12 protein-coding genes are annotated in these 18,002 nt (G+C 72.0%); 5 read left to right on the forward strand and 7 right to left on the reverse strand.

Going from position 1 to position 18,002, the window contains the following annotated elements:
* Positions 1 to 77: 77 nt before the first annotated feature.
* Positions 78 to 533 carry an ATP-binding protein gene (locus ACZ4E1_RS23625; RefSeq protein WP_467542244.1) on the forward strand — a complete coding sequence of 152 codons (456 nt, stop codon included), beginning with the start codon at positions 78 to 80 and terminating at the stop codon, positions 531 to 533.
* 228 nt (positions 534 to 761) lie between these two features.
* Positions 762 to 3,452: a SpoIIE family protein phosphatase gene (locus tag ACZ4E1_RS23630; RefSeq protein WP_467542246.1), complete on the forward strand. Its 2,691-nt coding sequence runs from the start codon at positions 762 to 764 to the stop codon at positions 3,450 to 3,452.
* A 25-nt stretch (positions 3,453 to 3,477) separates the two neighbouring features.
* Here ACZ4E1_RS23630 and ACZ4E1_RS23635 read toward each other — a convergent pair whose 3' ends face one another.
* Together ACZ4E1_RS23635 and ACZ4E1_RS23640 are read right to left on the reverse strand one after the other, a co-directional pair.
* Positions 3,478 to 4,188: a PspA/IM30 family protein gene (locus tag ACZ4E1_RS23635; RefSeq protein WP_467542248.1), complete on the reverse strand. Its 711-nt coding sequence runs from the start codon at positions 4,186 to 4,188 to the stop codon at positions 3,478 to 3,480.
* Positions 4,189 to 4,249: 61 nt separating this feature from the next.
* A complete protein-coding gene (locus ACZ4E1_RS23640; protein WP_467542250.1) occupies positions 4,250 to 6,313 on the reverse strand; it encodes a TPM domain-containing protein in 2,064 nt (687 codons plus the stop codon).
* Positions 6,314 to 6,433: 120 nt separating this feature from the next.
* Between ACZ4E1_RS23640 and argG the strand changes: the two genes are divergently transcribed.
* Positions 6,434 to 7,879: an argininosuccinate synthase gene (gene argG / locus ACZ4E1_RS23645; RefSeq protein ID WP_467542252.1), complete on the forward strand. Its 1,446-nt coding sequence runs from the start codon at positions 6,434 to 6,436 to the stop codon at positions 7,877 to 7,879.
* Between the two features lie 58 nt (positions 7,880 to 7,937).
* Here argG and ACZ4E1_RS23650 read toward each other — a convergent pair whose 3' ends face one another.
* Genes ACZ4E1_RS23650 through ACZ4E1_RS23670 form a run of 5 tightly spaced genes read right to left on the reverse strand, consistent with a single transcriptional unit; the run spans position 7,938 to position 12,506 of the window.
* Complete coding sequence (locus tag ACZ4E1_RS23650) at positions 7,938 to 8,627, reverse strand: phosphotransferase (protein WP_467542254.1); 690 nt, start codon at positions 8,625 to 8,627, stop codon at positions 7,938 to 7,940.
* 37 nt (positions 8,628 to 8,664) lie between these two features.
* On the reverse strand, positions 8,665 to 9,441 hold the full coding sequence (locus ACZ4E1_RS23655) for a succinate dehydrogenase/fumarate reductase iron-sulfur subunit (protein ID WP_467542256.1): 777 nt from the start codon (positions 9,439 to 9,441) through the stop codon (positions 8,665 to 8,667).
* On the reverse strand, positions 9,438 to 11,357 hold the full coding sequence (locus tag ACZ4E1_RS23660; protein ID WP_467542258.1) for a fumarate reductase/succinate dehydrogenase flavoprotein subunit: 1,920 nt from the start codon (positions 11,355 to 11,357) through the stop codon (positions 9,438 to 9,440). Before ACZ4E1_RS23660 ends, ACZ4E1_RS23655 begins: the two co-directional genes overlap by 4 nt.
* A 17-nt stretch (positions 11,358 to 11,374) precedes the next feature.
* A complete protein-coding gene (locus tag ACZ4E1_RS23665) occupies positions 11,375 to 12,187 on the reverse strand; it encodes a hypothetical protein (RefSeq protein WP_467542260.1) in 813 nt (270 codons plus the stop codon).
* A gap of 25 nt (positions 12,188 to 12,212) precedes the next feature.
* Positions 12,213 to 12,506 carry a hypothetical protein gene (locus ACZ4E1_RS23670; RefSeq protein WP_467542262.1) on the reverse strand — a complete coding sequence of 98 codons (294 nt, stop codon included), beginning with the start codon at positions 12,504 to 12,506 and terminating at the stop codon, positions 12,213 to 12,215.
* Positions 12,507 to 12,946: 440 nt separating this feature from the next.
* Here ACZ4E1_RS23670 and ACZ4E1_RS23675 point away from each other — a divergent pair, with 440 nt between their 5' ends.
* Together ACZ4E1_RS23675 and typA are read left to right on the forward strand one after the other, a co-directional pair.
* Positions 12,947 to 15,313, forward strand: coding sequence for an ABC transporter family substrate-binding protein (locus ACZ4E1_RS23675; protein ID WP_467542264.1), 2,367 nt, complete (start codon positions 12,947 to 12,949; stop codon positions 15,311 to 15,313).
* 266 nt (positions 15,314 to 15,579) lie between these two features.
* On the forward strand, positions 15,580 to 17,487 hold the full coding sequence (gene typA / locus ACZ4E1_RS23680; RefSeq protein ID WP_467542266.1) for a translational GTPase TypA: 1,908 nt from the start codon (positions 15,580 to 15,582) through the stop codon (positions 17,485 to 17,487).
* Positions 17,488 to 18,002: the final 515 nt, after the last annotated feature.

Genomic DNA, 18,002 nt, shown 5'->3' on the forward strand with positions numbered 1-18,002 from the left:
TGTCTGGGTTATCCGGAGTTCGCCGGGGTTACTCGGAGTTCTTCGGTGTTCTCAGGATTTCTTCGGATTGTCTGGGTATGCCCGCTGTCGGGCGGGATTCGTCGCGGGGCAGGGAAGTGGTCTGCGTGCTCCACACCGAAGGCGACCGTGCCGAGTGGGCTTTCCCCGCCGATCCGTCGGCCGTGCGCAAGGCCCGCTGGGCGGTCCGCACCCAGCTCGCGGACTGGGGCCTCGACGACCTGGAGGACGTCACGGCGCTGCTGGTCAGCGAGCTGGTCACCAACTCCCTGCGGTACGCCTCCGGCCCCATCGGGGTCAGCCTGATCCGCCCCGCCGGCGACGGCGAGACCCTGCTGGTGGAGATCTCCGATCCGCTGCCCGACCCGCCCCGCGCCCGCACCGCCGCCCCCGACGACGAGGGCGGTCGCGGCCTGCAGCTGGTGGCCGGGGTGGCCCGGCGCTGGGGCACCAAGCCCGGCGGCACCGAGGACGCGGGAAAGACGGTCTGGTTCGAACTGACTCTCCCGGGTTGAGCCGCTCCTGATCGGTCAGGAGAGGGATGCGGGCGGCCGGTGCGTGGCATCGTGTGTGGGCGCACCCGGACCCTGGGTACGGAAAGAGTCGGTCCCGACGGGCCAAAAAGCGTCGGGAGCATGGTGTGATCGTGAACACCGTGTTGCGCGGCTCCGTAGTGCTGGATACTGCGGGCAGCTGCCCCGGTGACCGATGCCGGACGCGGTGAGCTGGAGGGGACGGTTCGCGTGAGCGAGATACCAGCGAAGGCCGGGGCGTCCGAGGGTTCCTCGGGCGCGGCCTCGGCGCGGCATGCCGGATCGGCCCCGCGCGGCGGCAGCCGGCCGGAGCCCGGCGGCGCCGGGCAGCCCGCGCAGACCGATGTCTGGCAGTCGAACCCGCCCGGATCGATCTACGACTACATCAAGGTCGCCTCCTTCTCCATCGGGCCCGACGGACTGATCGACCAGTGGAGCCGGCGCGCCGCGCAGATCCTGGGCGTCGCCACCGAGGACGCCGTCGGCAAGGACCCCATCGAGGCGTTCGTCCCCGCCGACCTGCGCGAGCGCGGCCACCGCAAGATGGCCGAGATCCTCGACGGCCGGGAGTGGACCGGCGTCGTCCCCTTCCGCGCGCCGGGCGGCGACGCGGACGAGAGCGCGGCCGACGCCGAGGCCCGTACCGGGCTCGCCGAGGTCTACGTCATGCCGACCCTCACCGAGTCCGGCGAGCGGGCCGCGGTCTGCATCGTCGTGGACGTACGGACCCTGCGGCGCATCGAGACCGACCTCGCCGCCTCGCAGGCCATATTCGGCCAATCCCCCTTCGGCTTCCTGCTGTTCGGCACCGACCTCAAGGTCCAGCGGGCCAACCGCACGTTCACTGCGGTCTTCGGCGGTCACGTCGACGACCACCGCGGGCGCACCGTCCACGACTACCTGCCCCGGCACGAGGCGGAGCGGGTGCAGGGCGCGCTGCGCCGGGTCCTGGAGAGCGGCGAGGCCGTCACCGACATGCAGCTCGTGGGGACCGCGCCGGACTCCGTCGAGCGCCGCCACTGGTCGGTCAACCTCTACCGCGTGCACAGCGGTTCCGGCCGGCCCATCGGGATCGCCGGGCTCGTCACCGACGTCACGCGCCGGCACGCCGCCGCCCGCGAGGCCGCCCACGCCCGCCGCAATCTGGCGCTCCTGAACGAGGCGGGCGCCCGCATCGGGAACTCGCTGGACCTGGAGACCACCGCCCGCGAACTGCTCGACATCGTGGTCCCCGGCTTCTGCGACCTGGCCTCCGTCGACCTCTACCAGGGCCTGCTCGCGGGCGACGAGGCGCCGCCCGGCCTCGCCGACGGGAGCGCCGAACTGCGCCGGGTCGCCGCCGCGAGCGCCGTCGCCGACATCCCGTTCCTCGACCTCGGCAGCGAGGCCCCGGTGAACGTGGGCGCGGTGCACCGCTTCGCGTTCAACTCGGCCTGCGCGGACGCCCTGCGCACCGCGCGCCCCCAGCTGCTGCCCGCCGAGCCGGGCGGCCTCGTGCGCTCCACGCTCGCGGTGCCGATGGTCGCGCACGACACCGTCGTCGGCCTCGTCCAGTTCTCCCGCACCAAGGGCAGCGAGCCCTTCGGCGAGCGGGACCGGGCGGTCGCCGTGGAGCTGGCCGCCCGCGCCGCCGTCTGTATCGACAACGCCCGCCTGTACCGCCGGGAGCACGAGCGCGCCCTGATTCTGCAGCGCTCCCTGCTGCCGCCGGACAACCCGGAGGCCTCCGGCCTGGACATCGCCTGCCGCTACCTGCCGGGCAACGCGGCGACGGAGGTCGGCGGCGACTGGTTCGACGTCATCGAACTCCCGGGCCACCGCACCGCGTTGGTCATCGGCGACGTCATGGGCCGCGGCCTGCGCGCGGCCGTCGCCATGGGTGAACTCCGCACGGCGGTCCGCACGCTGGCCCTGCTCGACCTCGAACCGGCCGAGGTGCTCAGCGCCCTGGACGAGATCGCGCGCGGCCTCGGCACCCCGGGCGGCGTCCAGCAGGCGACCAGAGCGGCCCGCAGAACCGGCGCCCCGGAGCGCGGCGACCTCTCCGAGGTGTACCTCGCCACCTGCGTCTACGCGGTCTACGACTCCGTCACTCGGCGCTGCACCTTTGCCAACGCGGGCCACCTGCCGCCGGTCCTCGTCGAGCCCGGCGAGGGCGCCCTGATGCTGGACGTGCCGCCGGGCATGCCGCTCGGGGTCGGCGGCGAACCGTTCGAGGAGGTGGAGGTCGAGCTGCCCGAGGGGGCGCTGCTCGCGCTCTACACGGACGGGCTCGTCGAGTCCCGGGACCACCCGCTGGACGAGGGCCTCTCCTCGTTCCGCGCGGCGCTCGACACACCGCCCAGGTCCGGGACCGGGGCCGCCCGCACCCACTCCGAGGAGCTGGAGGACATCTGCGACCACGTCCTCGGCAGCCTCGACACGCACCACGGCGAGGACGACATCGCGCTCCTCATGGCCCGCATCCAGGGCCTGCCCGAGGAGAACGTGGGCGACTGGACGCTGCCGCGCGAGCCGAAATCGGTGGGCCGGGCCCGCGAGTACACGCGGGAGCGGCTGACCGACTGGGGTCTCGAAGCGCTCGTCGACACGACGGAACTGCTGGTCAGCGAGCTGGTCACCAACGCACTGCGGTACGGCGAGGGCGAGATCCGGCTGCGGCTGCTGCTCGACCAGACGCTCGTGTGCGAGGTGTGGGACGCGGGCCTGGTGCAGCCGCGCCGGCGCCGCGCCCGGGACACGGACGAGGGCGGGCGCGGGCTGCAGCTCGTCGGCCTGCTGAGCGCGGCCTGGGGCTCGCGCCGCACCCCGCGCGGCAAGACCGTCTGGTTCGAACTGGCGCTGCCCGACGGCGAATCGGGGCTCGTCGACCCGACGGAGGCCCTGCTCAGCCTGTTCTGACTCTGGCTCTGGCGCGCGGGGCGCGTCAGGTGGTCTTGAGGGCGGCGAGCCGGGCCTCGATCTCGGCCGCGTCACCGAGCGCGTCGAGTTCCTCGAACTGGGCGTCGAGCGAGGACGCGGCGAGTTCCTGCTTTCCCAGGGCCCGCGCCTCCTCGCGGCGCACCTTGTCCTCGAAGCGGCTCAGCTCGCTGGTGGGGTCGAGGATGTCGATGCTCTGTGCCGCGTCCATCATCTGGTTCTGGGCCTGCGCCGTCTTGGCGCGGGCCACCAACTGGTCGCGCTTCGCCTGGAGTTCGGTCAGCTTGGTCTTCATCCGGTCCAGGCCGTCTTTCAGCTTGCCGACGACCTCGGTCTGCGTGGCGATCGACGGCTCGGCGTCCCGGGCCTCCTGCTCCGACCGCAGTTGACGGCCGAGCGCGACCTTGGCCAGGTCGTCGAAGCGGTCGGCCTCCGCCGCGCTCCCGGCGGCCCGCAGCTCGTCGGCCTTCCGGCTGGCGGCCAGTGCCTTGCCGCCCCACTCGGCCGCCGCGGCCACGTCCTCCGCGTGGTCCTGCTCCGCGAGACGCAGCTGGCCGATCGTGGTCGACACCGCGTCCTCGGCCTCGCGGATGTGGTTCGTGTAGTCGCGGATCAGCTGGTCGAGCATCTTCTGCGGGTCCTCGGCGCCGTCGAGGAGCGCGTTGATGTTGGCCTTGGCGAGCTGGGTGACGCGGCCGAGGATGGTCTGCTTGGTCATCTGGGATCCCTTGCTGCGTAGCGTCAGTGGTGGTGCGGAGCCGTAGGTCGTGGTGCGTTGGTCAGAAGCGGCCGCCGGTGCCGCGCCGGCCCCGGGTGCCGCCGCCCCCGAAACTGCCGGGCCCGCCCCCGCCGAAGCCGCCGCCGGATCCGCCTCCGCCTCCGCCGCCGCCCCGCAGCACCTGGCCGAGGATGATCCCGCCGAGCACGGCGCCGCCCATGCCGGTGCCGCCGCGCCCGCCGCCCCCGTACGGATTGCCGTACGCGCGCACGTCCCGCTCGGCGAGGGATCGGGCCTGGCGGGCCAGGGCGTCGGCCTGCTGGGCCTCGGCGAGCGCGGTGGCGGGGTCGGTGGACTCGGCGGCCCGCGCGTTCGCGAGCCGGCGCTCGGCCTCCGCGAGCCGGGTGCGGGCCTCGCTGCCGATCGCGCCGCGGTGCGTGGTGAGGAAGTCGGCGGCGGCGCCGGTGCTGCTGCGCGCGGTCAGCAGGGCCTGGCCGAGGAGGGTGCGGGCGCGTTCGGCGCCGGCCTCGCGGGCGCGGGCGGCGGCGAGCGACCGGTCGAGCGCGGAGCCGGCCTCCTCGACGCGGCGCAGGGCGCCGATCGGGTCGTGGGGCCCGGCGGCCAGTTCCTTGCGGACGCCGGCGACGACGGACTCGACGCGGGCGAGCCGTCCGCGCAGGTCGGCGGTGGGGACGCCCTGCGCGGTGCCGTCGAGGAGGCCGCGGGCGTCGGCGAGGTCGGCCTCGGCGTCGGTGAGCGCGGCGGGCAGCTTCTCGTCGGCCTCGGCGAGTTCGCGGGCGAGCCGCTCGACGGCCGTGACGAAGGTGCCGGCCTGGTCCACGGCGCCCTCGGCGGCGCGCAGATGGACGGCGCCCCTGCCGGTGTCGCCCCGGTCCACGTACTGGCGGGCCTCGCCGAGCTGGGCGGTGGCGAACACCAGCCGGTCCTTGGCCTGTTCGACATGGCCCGCGACGGGCAGCAGGGCGGAGGGCGCGTACCGGGCGCCGAGCGTGCGCAGGGTCTCCTCGGCGTCGGAGGTGCGGGCGGTCAGGTCGCGGAAGGCCCGTTCGGCGCCGGCCAGCGCCTCGGGCGCGGACTTCTCCAGAGCGCGCAGCCGGTCGAACGCCTCGGCCTCGGCGTCGAGCCGCCGGTCCGCCTCCGTGCAGCGGGCGATGATCTCGTCGAGCATCCGCCGCTTGGTGGCGTCGTCCTCGGGGAAGGCGTCGTCGAGCTGCTGGCGGAGCCTGAACGCGGCGGTGAGCTCGCGCTGCGCGGCGGCGAGCGCCTCCGCGTAGGCGGTGACGGCCTCCTCGCCGAACTGGGCGGTGGCGAAGCCGAGTTCCTCGGTGCTGGTGCGGATCGCGTCGTCCGTCTCGACGAGCAGGTGCCGGGCCTGCCGGTCGAGCTCGGGCAGCGCGGTGGTGGCGGGCTTGCCCCAGCCGCCCGCGACGGCGCCGCCGCCGGGCGTGGTGCGGGTGTTCATCCGCTTCTTGCGCCGGGTGTAGGTGTACGCGGCGAGCGCGCCCGCCGCGCCGACGGCGATGAGGGGGAGCGCGAGGTCGCCGGTGCCGGTCCCGTCCCCGCCGCCGGGGTCGGCGGCGCCCGGGGTGACGGTCGGCGTCGGCACGGGCTGTCCCGAGGCGACGGCGCCGATGCCGTTCGCCGCGCCGATCGCGGCGCCCGCCCAGTCGTTGTGGCGCAGCGCGGGTTCGACGGCGGTACGGGCGATGTCCTGGAGCTGGGTGTCGGTGAGCCGGGCGTCGCGGTCCACGGAGAAGGCGTACTGCCGGTCGTGGGTGGCGACGGCGAGGAGCACGTCGTCGAGGCCGAGGCCGTTCTTCTCGGCGGTGGCGTTCGCCCAGTCCTGTGCGGTGCGGCCGGAGAAGTCGCGCACGTAGGTGACGAAGAGCTGGATGCCGCGGCTGTCGTCGAGTGTGGTCAGCGCCTGCGCCGTGACGTCGTCGCGGTCGCCGAGGGCGTCCACCTCGTCGGTGATCTGGCCGGTGCGGGAGAGGGTGACCGGGTCGTCGGCGCGGGCCGGGGCGGCGGGCAGCAGCAGCCAGGGGAGGGCGAGGAGCGCGGCCACGGCCGTCCGCACGGCTGTGGCGGCTGGGGGCGAGGTCACCTTTCGGAGGTTATGTCCGGGTGCGGGGTGTCGCGACCGGGGAGATGCTGAGCGTCACGGGTGGAAATTGGGGGCGGGAACGGCTTTGCATGACCATGCATCGTGATGCATACTCTTCCTATGTCCAAGGTCCTCACCTCCCTCCCGGCCGGCGAGCGCGTCGGCATCGCCTTCTCGGGCGGCCTCGACACGTCGGTCGCCGTCGCGTGGATGCGCGACAAGGGCGCCATCCCGTGCACGTACACCGCCGACATCGGCCAGTACGACGAGCCCGACATCGCCTCGGTGCCCGGCCGCGCCAAGAACTACGGCGCGGAGGTCGCGCGCCTGGTCGACTGCCGGGCGGCGCTGGTCGAGGAGGGGCTCGCCGCGCTCACCTGCGGCGCGTTCCACATCCGCTCCGGCGGACGCGCGTACTTCAACACGACGCCGCTCGGCCGTGCCGTCACCGGCACGCTGCTGGTCCGCGCGATGCTGGAGGACAACGTCCAGATCTGGGGCGACGGCTCCACGTTCAAGGGCAACGACATCGAGCGGTTCTACCGCTACGGCCTGCTGGCCAACCCGAACCTGCGGATCTACAAGCCGTGGCTCGACGCCGACTTCGTGACCGAGCTCGGCGGTCGCAAGGAGATGTCCGAGTGGCTGGTCGCCCACGACCTGCCGTACCGGGACTCCACGGAGAAGGCGTACTCGACGGACGCCAACATCTGGGGCGCCACGCACGAGGCGAAGACCCTGGAGCACCTGAACACGGGCGTGGAGACGGTCGAGCCCATCATGGGCGTCCGCTTCTGGGACCCCGAGGTGGAGATCGCGACCGAGGACGTCGTGATCGGCTTCGAGCAGGGCCGTCCCGTGTCGATCAACGGCAAGGAGTTCGCCTCCGCCGTCGACCTGGTGATGGAGGCCAACGCGATCGGTGGCCGCCACGGCCTCGGCATGTCTGACCAGATCGAGAACCGGATCATCGAGGCCAAGAGCCGGGGCATCTACGAGGCCCCCGGCATGGCCCTGCTGTTCATCGCGTACGAGCGCCTGGTGAACGCGATCCACAACGAGGACACCCTCGCCCAGTACCACGCCGAGGGCCGCCGCCTCGGCCGGCTGATGTACGAGGGCCGCTGGCTGGACCCGCAGGCTCTGATGATCCGCGAGTCGCTCCAGCGCTGGGTCGGCGCCGCCGTCACCGGCGAGGTCACCCTGCGGCTGCGCCGCGGCGAGGACTACTCGATCCTCGACACGACCGGCCCCTCGTTCAGCTACCACCCGGACAAGCTCTCCATGGAGCGCACCGAGGACTCGGCGTTCGGCCCGGTCGACCGCATCGGCCAGCTCACGATGCGGAACCTGGACATCGCCGACTCCCGCGCCAAGCTGGAGCAGTACGCGGGCCTCGGCCTGCTCGGCACCGGCACCCCGGTCGCGGGCGCCGCCCAGGCCGCCGTCACGGGCCTGATCGGCACGATGCCCGAGGGCGGCGCCGAGGCCATCGCCTCCCGCGGTGAGGTCTCCGCCGAGGACGAGGTCCTGGACCGCGCCGCGATGGAGTCCGGCACGGACTGATCCGCCGCAGTACGCGCAAAAGGGGCGCCCCCAGCCGGGGGCGCCCCTTTCGTCATGCCTACGGGGTGCTGCCCGCCGCCACCTCGCGCACCAGCTCCGCCGCCGCGCCGAGCCGGGCCTTCTCCTCGCCGGTCAGCGTCGGGTTCGCCGTGCGGCGGGCGCGGGCCTCGTCCAGGGCGGGGCCCGTCGTGCCCGGCGCGGGATCGGCGAGCAGCGCGCCAAGCACCACCCGCAGAGCCGGCGCCGCGTCCGACCAGTCCGGGTGCAGGCACACCTCGGCGAGCACGATCGCCGACGTCGCCCAGTCCAGGGCCGGATCGCCCAGCTCCGTGGTGCCCCAGTCGATGACCACGGGCCCGTCGGCGGTACGGATCACGTTCTCCGGGTGCAGATCGAGATGCAGCACCCGGCCACCGGCCCGGGCGGGCACGGCATGCAGCCGGCGCAGCAGCACGGCGAGTTCGGCCCCCGCGTCGGCCGGCGCCAGCTCGCCGCGGAGCAGCAGCGCGGCCTGCGTCGGGCCGTCGAGCCGCTCCATGACCAGATCGCCGGGCCCGAGCCCCGCGTCCGCCCGGACCATCGGCGCGGGAAAGCCGTGGCCGCGTACGTAGCCCATGACCTCGGCCTCGGGCCGGGCGTCGAGACCGTCCCGGTAGCGCCGCAGCACCCAGCCGGGATCGAGCGCGTAGACATCGGCGGTCCGGCCCCGCCCCAGCAGCACCCGTTCTCGTTCGCGCTGATCTTCCAACCGTCCCCCTACGACGCGGACCCGGCGACGAGGGCCGCTACGACGAAGACCTCCGCCGGATCTTGTTGCCCAGCCAGACCACCGGATCGTACTTACGGTCCGCGGCGCGCTCCTTCAGGGGGATCAGGGCGTTGTCGGTGATCTTGATGCCCTCGGGGCAGACCTCGGTGCAGCACTTGGTGATGTTGCAGTAGCCGAGACCGTGCTCGTCCTGGGCGGTGCTCTTGCGGTCCAGGCCGCTCGCCTCGGCGGCGTCCAGCGGATGCATGTCCAGCTCGGCGACGCGCATCAGGAAGCGGGGCCCGGCGAACGCGGGCTTGTTCTCCTCGTGGTCGCGCACCACATGACAGGTGTCCTGGCACAGGAAGCACTCGATGCACTTGCGGAACTCCTGCGAGCGGTCCACGTCCTCCTGCGCCATCCGGTACTCGCCCGGCGCGAGCTCCGCGGGCGGCACGAACGCCGGGACCTGCCGCGCCTTCGTGTAGTTGAAGCCGACGTCCGTCACCAGATCCCGTACGACGGGGAAGGCGCGCAGCGGTGTGACGGTGATGGTCTCCTCGCGGGTGAAGACCGACATGCGGGTCATGCACATCAGCCGGGGCCGCCCGTTGATCTCCGCTGAGCACGAGCCGCACTTGCCGGCCTTGCAGTTCCAGCGGACCGCGAGGTCGGGGGCCTGGGTGGCCTGCAACCGGTGCACGATGTCGAGGACGACCTCGCCCTCGTGCACGTCGACCTCGAAGTCCCGCAGGTCCCCGCCGTCCTGGTCCCCGCGCCACACACGGAAGTGCGCCCGGTACGCGTCACTCACTTCAGCAGCTCCTCTTCGGCCAGGTACTTCACCAGCTCCTCCTTCTCGAAGAGGGCGAGCAGGTCGGGGCGGACGGGCGGGGTCTCCTCGCGGCCCAGCGCGATCCGGCCGGACCCCGGATCCGCCGGGTCGCGCAGCCGGCACAGCAGGTTCAGCCGCCGCCAGTCGCGGTTCATGCCGGGGTGGTCCTCGCGGGTGTGCCCGCCGCGCGACTCGGTGCGCTCCAGGGCGGCGCGGGCGATGCACTCGCTGACCAGCAGCATGTTCCGCAGGTCGAGTGCGAGGTGCCAGCCGGGGTTGAACTGCCGGTGCCCCTCGACCCCGGCCCGCCGGGCCCGCACCCGCAGCTCGCCGAGCTTGCGCAGCGCCTGCTCCATCTCGCCCTCACGGCGGATGATGCCGACGAGGTCGTTCATCGTCTGCTGGAGTTCCTGGTGCAGGGTGTACGGGTTCTCGGGGACGGCGCCGTCCTCCGCGGGCTCGGCGGAGAAGGGGCGCAGCGCCTCTGCGGCGGCGGCGTCGATCCCGGCGTCGTCCACCCGGGGCCGCTCGGCGCGGTCGAGGCCCTGGGCGTGCTCGGCGGCGTGCAGTCCGGCGCGCCGCCCGAAGACCAGCAGGTCGGACAGCGAGTTGCCGCCGAGCCGGTTGGAGCCGTGCATGCCGCCCGCGACCTCGCCCGCCGCGAAGAGGCCGGGCACGCCGCGCGCCGCCGCCGTGTCCGAGTCGACGGCGATGCCGCCCATCACGTAGTGGCAGGTCGGCCCGACCTCCATGGCCTCCGCGGTGATGTCGACGTCGGCCAGCTCCTTGAACTGGTGGTACATGGACGGCAGCCGTCGCCGGATCACCTCGGCGGGCATCCGCGTCGACACGTCGAGGAAGACGCCGCCGTGCGGGGAGCCGCGGCCCGCCTTCACCTCGGAGTTGATGGCGCGGGCCACCTCGTCGCGGGGGAGCAGTTCGGGCGGGCGCCGGTTGTGGTCGGGGTCCTCGTACCAGCGGTCGCCCTCGGCCTCCGACTGCGCGTACTTCTCCTTGAAGACGTCCGGAATGTAGTCGAACATGAACCGCTTGCCCTCGGAGTTCCGCAGCACCCCGCCGTCGCCGCGCACTGACTCGGTGACGAGGATGCCCTTGACCGACGGCGGCCAGACCATGCCCGTCGGATGGAACTGCACGAACTCCATGTTGAGCAGGGGAGCCCCGGCGAGCAGCGCCAGCGCGTGCCCGTCGCCCGTGTACTCCCACGAGTTGGACGTCACCTTGAAGGACTTGCCGATGCCGCCGGTGGCCAGGACCACGCTCGGCGCCTCGATGACGAAGAAGCGCCCCGTCTCGCGCTCGTAGCAGAAGACGCCGCAGACCCGGCCCGCGTCGTCGGTCAGGACGCGGGTGACGGTGCACTCCTGGAAGACCTTGAGCCGGGACTCGTAGTCGCCGGTCTCCTTGTGGTCCTCCTGCTGGAGCTGGACGGTCTTCTGCTGGAGCGTGCGGATCAGCTCCAGGCCCGTACGGTCACCGACGTGCGCGAGGCGCGGGTACTCGTGCCCGCCGAAGTTGCGCTGGGAGATCCGGCCGTCCTTCGTGCGGTCGAACAGCGCGCCCCACGTCTCCAGCTCCCACACCCGGTCGGGGGCCTCCTTGGCGTGCAGCTCGGCCATTCGCCACTGGTTGAGGAACTTGCCGCCGCGCATCGTGTCCCGGAAGTGGACCTGCCAGCCGTCGCCGGAGTTCACATTGCCCATGGCGGCCGCGATGCCGCCCTCCGCCATCACGGTGTGCGCCTTGCCGAACAGGGACTTGCAGATCACCGCCGTACGGGCGCCCCGCTCGCGCGCCTCGATCGCGGCCCGCAGCCCGGCGCCGCCGGCCCCGATCACGACGACGTCCCACTGTTGCCGCTCCACTACAGACATTCAGCCAGACCTCACCATCAGAAGAAGCGCGGATCGTCGAAGGCGCCGGACGCGACCAGGTACACGTAGAGGTCGGCGAGCGCGACGCTCACCAGCGACGCCCAGGCGAGCAGCATGTGACGGGCGTTCAGCTTCCCGACCCAACCCCACAGGCGGTAGCGCACCGGGTGCTTGGAGAAGTGCCGGAGCCGGCCGCCGACGATGTGCCGGCAGGAGTGGCAGGACAGGGTGTACGCCCAGATCAGCGTGATGTTCAGCAGGAACACCAGGGTGCCCAGGCCCATGTGGCCCCACGCGTAGTGCTCGTCGCGGAAGGACAGCACGGTGTCGTAGGTGAGGATGCAGGCGACGAGGACGGCCGCGTAGAAGAAGTAGCGGTGGATGTTCTGCAGGATCAGCGGGAAGCGGGTCTCGCCGCTGTACTTCTTGTGCGGCTCGGCGACCGCGCAGGCGGGCGGCGACGCCCAGAAGCCGCGGTAGTACGCCTTGCGGTAGTAGTAGCAGGTCAGCCGGAAGCCCAGCGGGAAGATCAGGATCAGCAGGGCGGGGGACAGGCCCCACCAGCCTCCGAACAGCTCCCAGTTGGGGCCGTGCCGCATCAGCGCGCAGTTCTGTGACAGGCACGGCGAGTAGAACGGCGAGACGTACGGGGCCGCGTAGTAGTCGGCGTTCGCGAAGGCCCGCCAGGTCGAGTAGACGACGAACGCGAGGAGTCCGCCCGCGGTCGCGGCGGGGGCCAGCCACCAGCGGTCCGTGCGCAGATGACGGGCGGTGATCGCGGCCCGGGTCCGGCTCCGGACGCCGGTGCCGCTGTCTGTGCCGGTGGCCAAGGAAGCCTCCGCAGGTGGGGTGGGGTCAGGGAGCGTGCCGGTCCCGTGCGCCGAGCCCTTCGTCGTCGGAGTCGGTCCACAGGGAGGTGTCGTACGGGGTGTCGGGGATCGGTACGACGTTCTTCTTGGGGGTGGGCACGGAGGCGGCGGGGGCCTGCGCCGAGGCGCGCAGGAGGGCCACGCTCTCGCGCAGGTGCTCGGTGTCGGCTCGCACCCTGCGCAGATCGGGGCCGGTCGCCTCCGGCGGGAGCTGGTTGACGGCTCGGGTCAGTTCGTCCACGCAGCGCTGAACGACCGTCAGATCGTCGGTCAGGGACATGGTGTGCCTCGCTTCCGCGGGTTGCGGCGGAGATGCGTGTGCGGGTGCGAGTGTCGCGCGTCACATTGCGCTTTGGGAAGGGGGCGGTTCGGTTTCGACGGCGTCCGCGGCCCGGTGGGGGCTGGTCGCGCAGTTCCCCGCGCCCCTGGAAGGCAGCGGCTTCGCCGCGCCATCCCCCGATGAAGGGCGCCCCGCACCTTTCATCGGGGAAATGCGCCCGAAGGGCATGCATTTCAGGGGCGCGGGGAACTGCGCGACCAGCCCCCACCGGACGGAGCGCCGAAGACCCGCCAATTGGGCCGCACGAGTGGGAAACGGGACGGGGGCCGCCGTGTCGCCGACCGGCCAAGGCCTCGCCCCGGTTCCCTGTGGTGATAGATGTGATCAGCTCCATACTCCGCCAAACGTGATCAAACCGGCCGTCCCCGGAGGTACCCGTGATGCGACCCGCCCCAAGGCGCCCAGGAGCAACCGCCCGCTCGGCGGCGTTCCTCGTGAGCGGTGCCCTCGCCGTGACCGCCCTCGCGGGGTGCGGCTCCGACGACGAGGCGAGCAAGCCCGCCGCCAGGCAGGACATCGCCCCGGCCGCCCGCGAGCAGATCAAGGACGGCGGCACCCTGCGCTGGGCGATCGACGCCCTGCCGCAGACCCTGAACACCTTCCAGGCGGACGCCGACGCGAGCACCGCCCGGCTCACCGGCGCGGTGCTGCCGTCGATGTTCCGCATCGACGCCCAGGGCCGCCCCGCCCGCGACGCCGACTACCTGGAGAAGGCGGAGGTCATCAAGACCGAGCCGAAGCAGGTCGTGCTCTACAAGCTGAACCAGCAGGCCGTCTGGAGCGACGGCCGCGAGATCGGAGCCCCCGACTTCGCCGCCCAGTGGCGCGCCCTGTCCGGCAAGGACTCCGCGTACTGGACGGCCCACAACGCCGGCTACGACCGCATCGAGAAGATCGAGCGCGGCGCGAACGACCTCGAGGTGCGGGTCACCTTCGCCAAGCCGTACGCCGACTGGCGCGCCCTGTTCTCGCCGCTGTACCCCAAGGACGTCATGGGGACGCCGGACAGCTTCAACGAGGGCGCCCGGCGCAAGCTCAAGGTGACGGCGGGCCCCTTCGCCCTCGACGAGATCGACCGCGACACCAAGCAGGTCACCCTCAAGCGCAACCCGCGCTGGTGGGGCGAGCAGCCCAAGCTCGACAAGCTGGTCCTCGCCGCGGTACCCCGCGCCGAGCGCCCCGCCGCGCTCGCCGCCGGAAAGCTCGACCTGGCCGACGTCGACCCGGGTGGCGCCGACCGCATCGCGTACGCGGCCCGCGACCAGGGCTCCTCGGGCCCGCTCGCCCACGGCCCCGGCGCCGCGCTGACCCCGGCGCAGGCGACCCGCTCCTGGGCGATCGCGCACGGCGCGGACGACGAGGAGGCGGCCGAGGAGGAGACCACGGCCCGTGCGCGGACCCGCAAGGCGGTCAAGAAGTACACGGCCGAGCAGGCGGAGCTGCACGGCTTCAAGCTCCGCAAGTCCCTGGAGCCCGCGTACACGCAGCTCGCCCTGAACGGTTCCTCGGGGCCGCTCGCCGACGAGCGGGTCCGGCGCGCCGTGGCCCGCGCCATCGACCGCAGCAAGCTGGCCGAGTCCGTCCTCAAGCCGCTCGGCCTGCCGGTCAGCACGGTCGACAACCACCTGGCCCTCGCCGGTCAGGACGCCTACGCCGACAACAGCGACGCGCTGGGCAAGCAGGACACGGCCGAGGCGCGGGCGCTGCTCGCCGAGGCGGGCTGGGTGCCCGGCGGCGCGGTCGACGAGGAGAAGAAGGACCACCCGAAGACGGCCGGCAGCCGCGCCGACGACTCCTCCAAGGACTCCAAGGACTCCGAGCACGGCAAGAAGTCGGGCAAGGAGAGCAAGGAGAGCAAAGAGTCGGAGGCCGCCGACGACGGGACGTACATCGTCGGCGAGGACGACCAGAAGTCCGGCGACGACGGGAAGCCGGGCGACACCGCGGCCTCGGCCTCGACCCCCTTGCTGGGCGCCGCCGCCGACACCTCCGTCCAGTACGCCGCCCTCCTCCACCAGGCCGACGCGGCGAAGGTGCGCGTCGCCGACCGGGAGAAGAACCAGCACTCCGACGGGCTGAAGAACGACGCCAAGCGGTACGACGCCCAGCAGGGCGGCGCCCCCGGCGCCTACGCCCCCAAGGGCACGGCCGCCCCCGCCCGCGCCGCCGCGGGCCCGCTCGCCAAGGACGGCAAGCCGCTGACCCTGCGCTTCGTGGTCCCCGCGGGCGCCGGTTCGGAGCAGCTGCGCTCGGTCGCGGACCGGATCACGCAGATGCTGGAGAAGATCGGCGTGCGGACCGACATCACGAAGGTCGCCGACGAGAGCTACTTCAAGGACCACATCGCGTCCGGCCAGTACGACCTCGCCCTGTACTCGTGGCCCGCCTCGGCCTACCCGGCCACCGACGCCCGCCCGATCTACGCCAAGCCCGTCCCGGCCGCCGACGGCTCGCTGACCGTCGAGCAGAACTACACCCGGGTCGGCACCGACCACATCGACCAGCTCTTCGACCAGGCCATCGGCGAGCTCGACCAGGGCGAGGAGCGCTCGCTGGTCAAGCAGGCGGACGCCCGGATCTGGGCCGCCGCAGGATCGATTCCGCTCTACCAGCGCCCCGAGCTGGTGGCGGCCCGCAAGGACCTGGTGAACGCCGGGGCCTTCGGCTTCCAGGAGCCGGACTACGAGAACATCGGCTACCTCAAGCCCGGCGTGAAGCGCGTCGCGCCCGCCCCCAAGGACCGCTGAACAGATTCTCAGATCAGATCCAGCTCAAGTCTCTTGCCCGCCGGACCACCCGGCGGGCAAGCTTGTTCACACCCATTGACCTGCGGATTCCCCCCACCTCGGGGCTCACCCCCACCTGCGCCCCCACCTGCGCGAAGAGCCCCGAAGAGCCTCAACCCGTCAAGCCCCGTACCATGGGGTGAGGCCGTGGCGTGTCCAGCCCGGCAGGGCGCGCGTATCACTGATGTACGCGCAGCCGTCCACTCACTCCGGGAGTACGCCGCAATATGGCCACGCGCCACGACATCCGTAACGTCGCCATCGTCGCCCACGTCGACCACGGCAAGACGACCATCGTCGACGCCATGCTGAAGCAGGCCGGCTCGTTCGCCGCGCACGCCGCAGAGTCCCTCGACGACCGCATGATGGACTCGAACGACCTGGAGCGTGAGAAGGGCATCACGATCCTCGCCAAGAACACGGCGGTGAAGTACCACCCGAAGGATGGCGGCGACGTCATCACGATCAACATCATCGACACCCCGGGCCACGCCGACTTCGGTGGCGAGGTCGAGCGCGGTCTGTCGATGGTCGACGCGGTGGTCCTGCTCGTGGACGCCTCCGAGGGTCCCCTCCCGCAGACCCGCTTCGTGCTGCGCAAGGCGCTGCAGCAGCGTCTGCCCGTCATCCTGTGCATCAACAAGACGGACCGTCCGGACTCCCGGATCGACGAGGTCGTCAACGAGACGTACGACCTCTTCCTCGACCTGGACGCCGACGAGGACCAGATCGAGTTCCCGATCGTCTACGCGTGCGGCCGTGACGGCATCGCGTCGCTGACCAAGCCGGAGAACGGCACGGTCCCGGCGGACTCCACCAACCTGGAGCCGTTCTTCTCCACGATCCTCGAGCACGTCCCGGCCCCGACGTACGAGGAGGACGCGCCGCTCCAGGCCCACGTCACCAACCTCGACGCCGACAACTTCCTCGGCCGTATCGCGCTGCTCCGCGTCGAGCAGGGCGAGCTGCGCAAGGGCCAGACGGTCGCGTGGATCAAGCGCGACGGCTCGATCTCGAACGTCCGCATCACCGAGCTGATGATGACCGAGGCGCTCACCCGCAAGCCCGCCGAGGTCGCGGGCCCCGGTGACATCTGCGCCGTCGCCGGTATCCCGGACATCATGATCGGTGAGACGCTCGCCGACCCGGAGAACCCGGTCGCGCTGCCGCTCATCACGGTGGACGAGCCGGCCATCTCCATGGTCATCGGCACCAACACCTCGCCGCTGGTCGGCCGGGGCGGCACGGGCAAGGGCGCTTCCGCCAAGTCCGCCGTCAAGGACCGCAAGGTCACCGCGCGCCAGGTCAAGGACCGCCTCGACCGCGAGCTGATCGGTAACGTGTCGCTGCGTGTCCTCGACACCGAGCGTCCCGACGCCTGGGAGGTCCAGGGCCGTGGTGAGCTCGCGCTCGCCATCCTGGTCGAGCAGATGCGCCGCGAGGGCTTCGAGCTGACGATCGGCAAGCCGCAGGTCGTCACCCGCGAGGTCGACGGCAAGACGCACGAGCCGGTCGAGCGCCTCACGGTCGACGTCCCCGAGGAGCACATGGGCGCGGTCACGCAGCTCATGGGTGTCCGCAAGGGCCGCATGGACAACATGTCGAACCACGGCTCCGGCTGGGTCCGCATGGAGTTCGTCGTTCCGTCCCGTGGCCTCATCGGCTTCCGTACCGAGTTCCTCACGAACACCCGCGGTACGGGTATCGCCCACTCCATCCACGAGGGCCACGAGCCGTGGTTCGGCACCCTGACGACCCGTAACAACGGTTCGCTCGTCGCCGACCGCGCCGGCGCCGTCACCGCGTTCGCGATGACGAACCTCCAGGAGCGCGGCGTGCTGTTCACCGACCCCGGCACCGAGGTGTACGAGGGCATGATCGTCGGCGAGAACTCGCGCGCCGACGACATGGACGTGAACATCACCAAGGAGAAGAAGCTCACCAACATGCGCTCCTCCTCCGCCGACTCCTTCGAGGCGATCGTCCCGCCGCGCAAGCTCTCCCTGGAGCAGTCCCTGGAGTTCTGCCGTGACGACGAGTGCGTCGAGGTGACCCCGGAGGCCGTCCGCATCCGCAAGGTCGTCCTGGACCAGAAGGAGCGCGGCCGCTCGGCCTCGCGCGCCAAGCACAGCTGACGCCAGGCCAGTTGACGGCTGAAGGGCCCGGCACCCCCACGGGGTGCCGGGCCCTTCGCGTGTCCGTGGCCGGCCGGGGGCGGGTTTGCCGCTCCTTGGGGTACCGGCCGGTGTACTCGGGAGTCGGGGGCCGCTACGCTGCGAGAGCGTGTCGCGCGTAGACCCCCTGGGTCCGCGGCGCGCTCGCTGCCGGGTTCCCGGCTGGAGGCGCACCTCATATCAAGGGTGAGCGCCGCGGTGCGACCGCGCAACTCGATTTCTCCCTCCTCGCGTTCGGTATCCGGACACTGCTGACCGATAGATATGTAACGCGTCCGTTTCGTGACCCTCTAGTGCGGATCGGTTTGTCCGGATTTTGGGAGAAGTACGCAACAGGTGTGATCGAACCGAGACCAAATGGGTGTTGGTGACCGACACTCCATGGCTAATAGTTGACGCCGTAGAGCTCGGGTCAATGGGTCACGCGCAGTGGGGAGCGCCGACTCACGAGCACACTGGGGCGCTCGAAGCGCCGG

This window comes from Streptomyces sp. NPDC025806 (assembly GCF_055558275.1).

Excerpts from the sequence above, each read along its gene's own strand:
- ACZ4E1_RS23625 (WP_467542244.1), top strand. The coding sequence starts at position 78 with ATGCCCGCTGTCGGGCGGGATTCGTCGCGGGGCAGGGAAGTGGTCTGC.
- ACZ4E1_RS23635 (WP_467542248.1), bottom strand. The coding sequence starts at position 4,188 with ATGACCAAGCAGACCATCCTCGGCCGCGTCACCCAGCTCGCCAAGGCC.
- argG (WP_467542252.1), top strand. The coding sequence starts at position 6,434 with ATGTCCAAGGTCCTCACCTCCCTCCCGGCCGGCGAGCGCGTCGGCATC.
- ACZ4E1_RS23660 (WP_467542258.1), bottom strand. The coding sequence starts at position 11,357 with ATGTCTGTAGTGGAGCGGCAACAGTGGGACGTCGTCGTGATCGGGGCC.
- ACZ4E1_RS23670 (WP_467542262.1), bottom strand. The coding sequence starts at position 12,506 with ATGTCCCTGACCGACGATCTGACGGTCGTTCAGCGCTGCGTGGACGAA.
- ACZ4E1_RS23675 (WP_467542264.1), top strand. The coding sequence starts at position 12,947 with ATGCGACCCGCCCCAAGGCGCCCAGGAGCAACCGCCCGCTCGGCGGCG.
- typA (WP_467542266.1), top strand. The coding sequence starts at position 15,580 with ATGGCCACGCGCCACGACATCCGTAACGTCGCCATCGTCGCCCACGTC.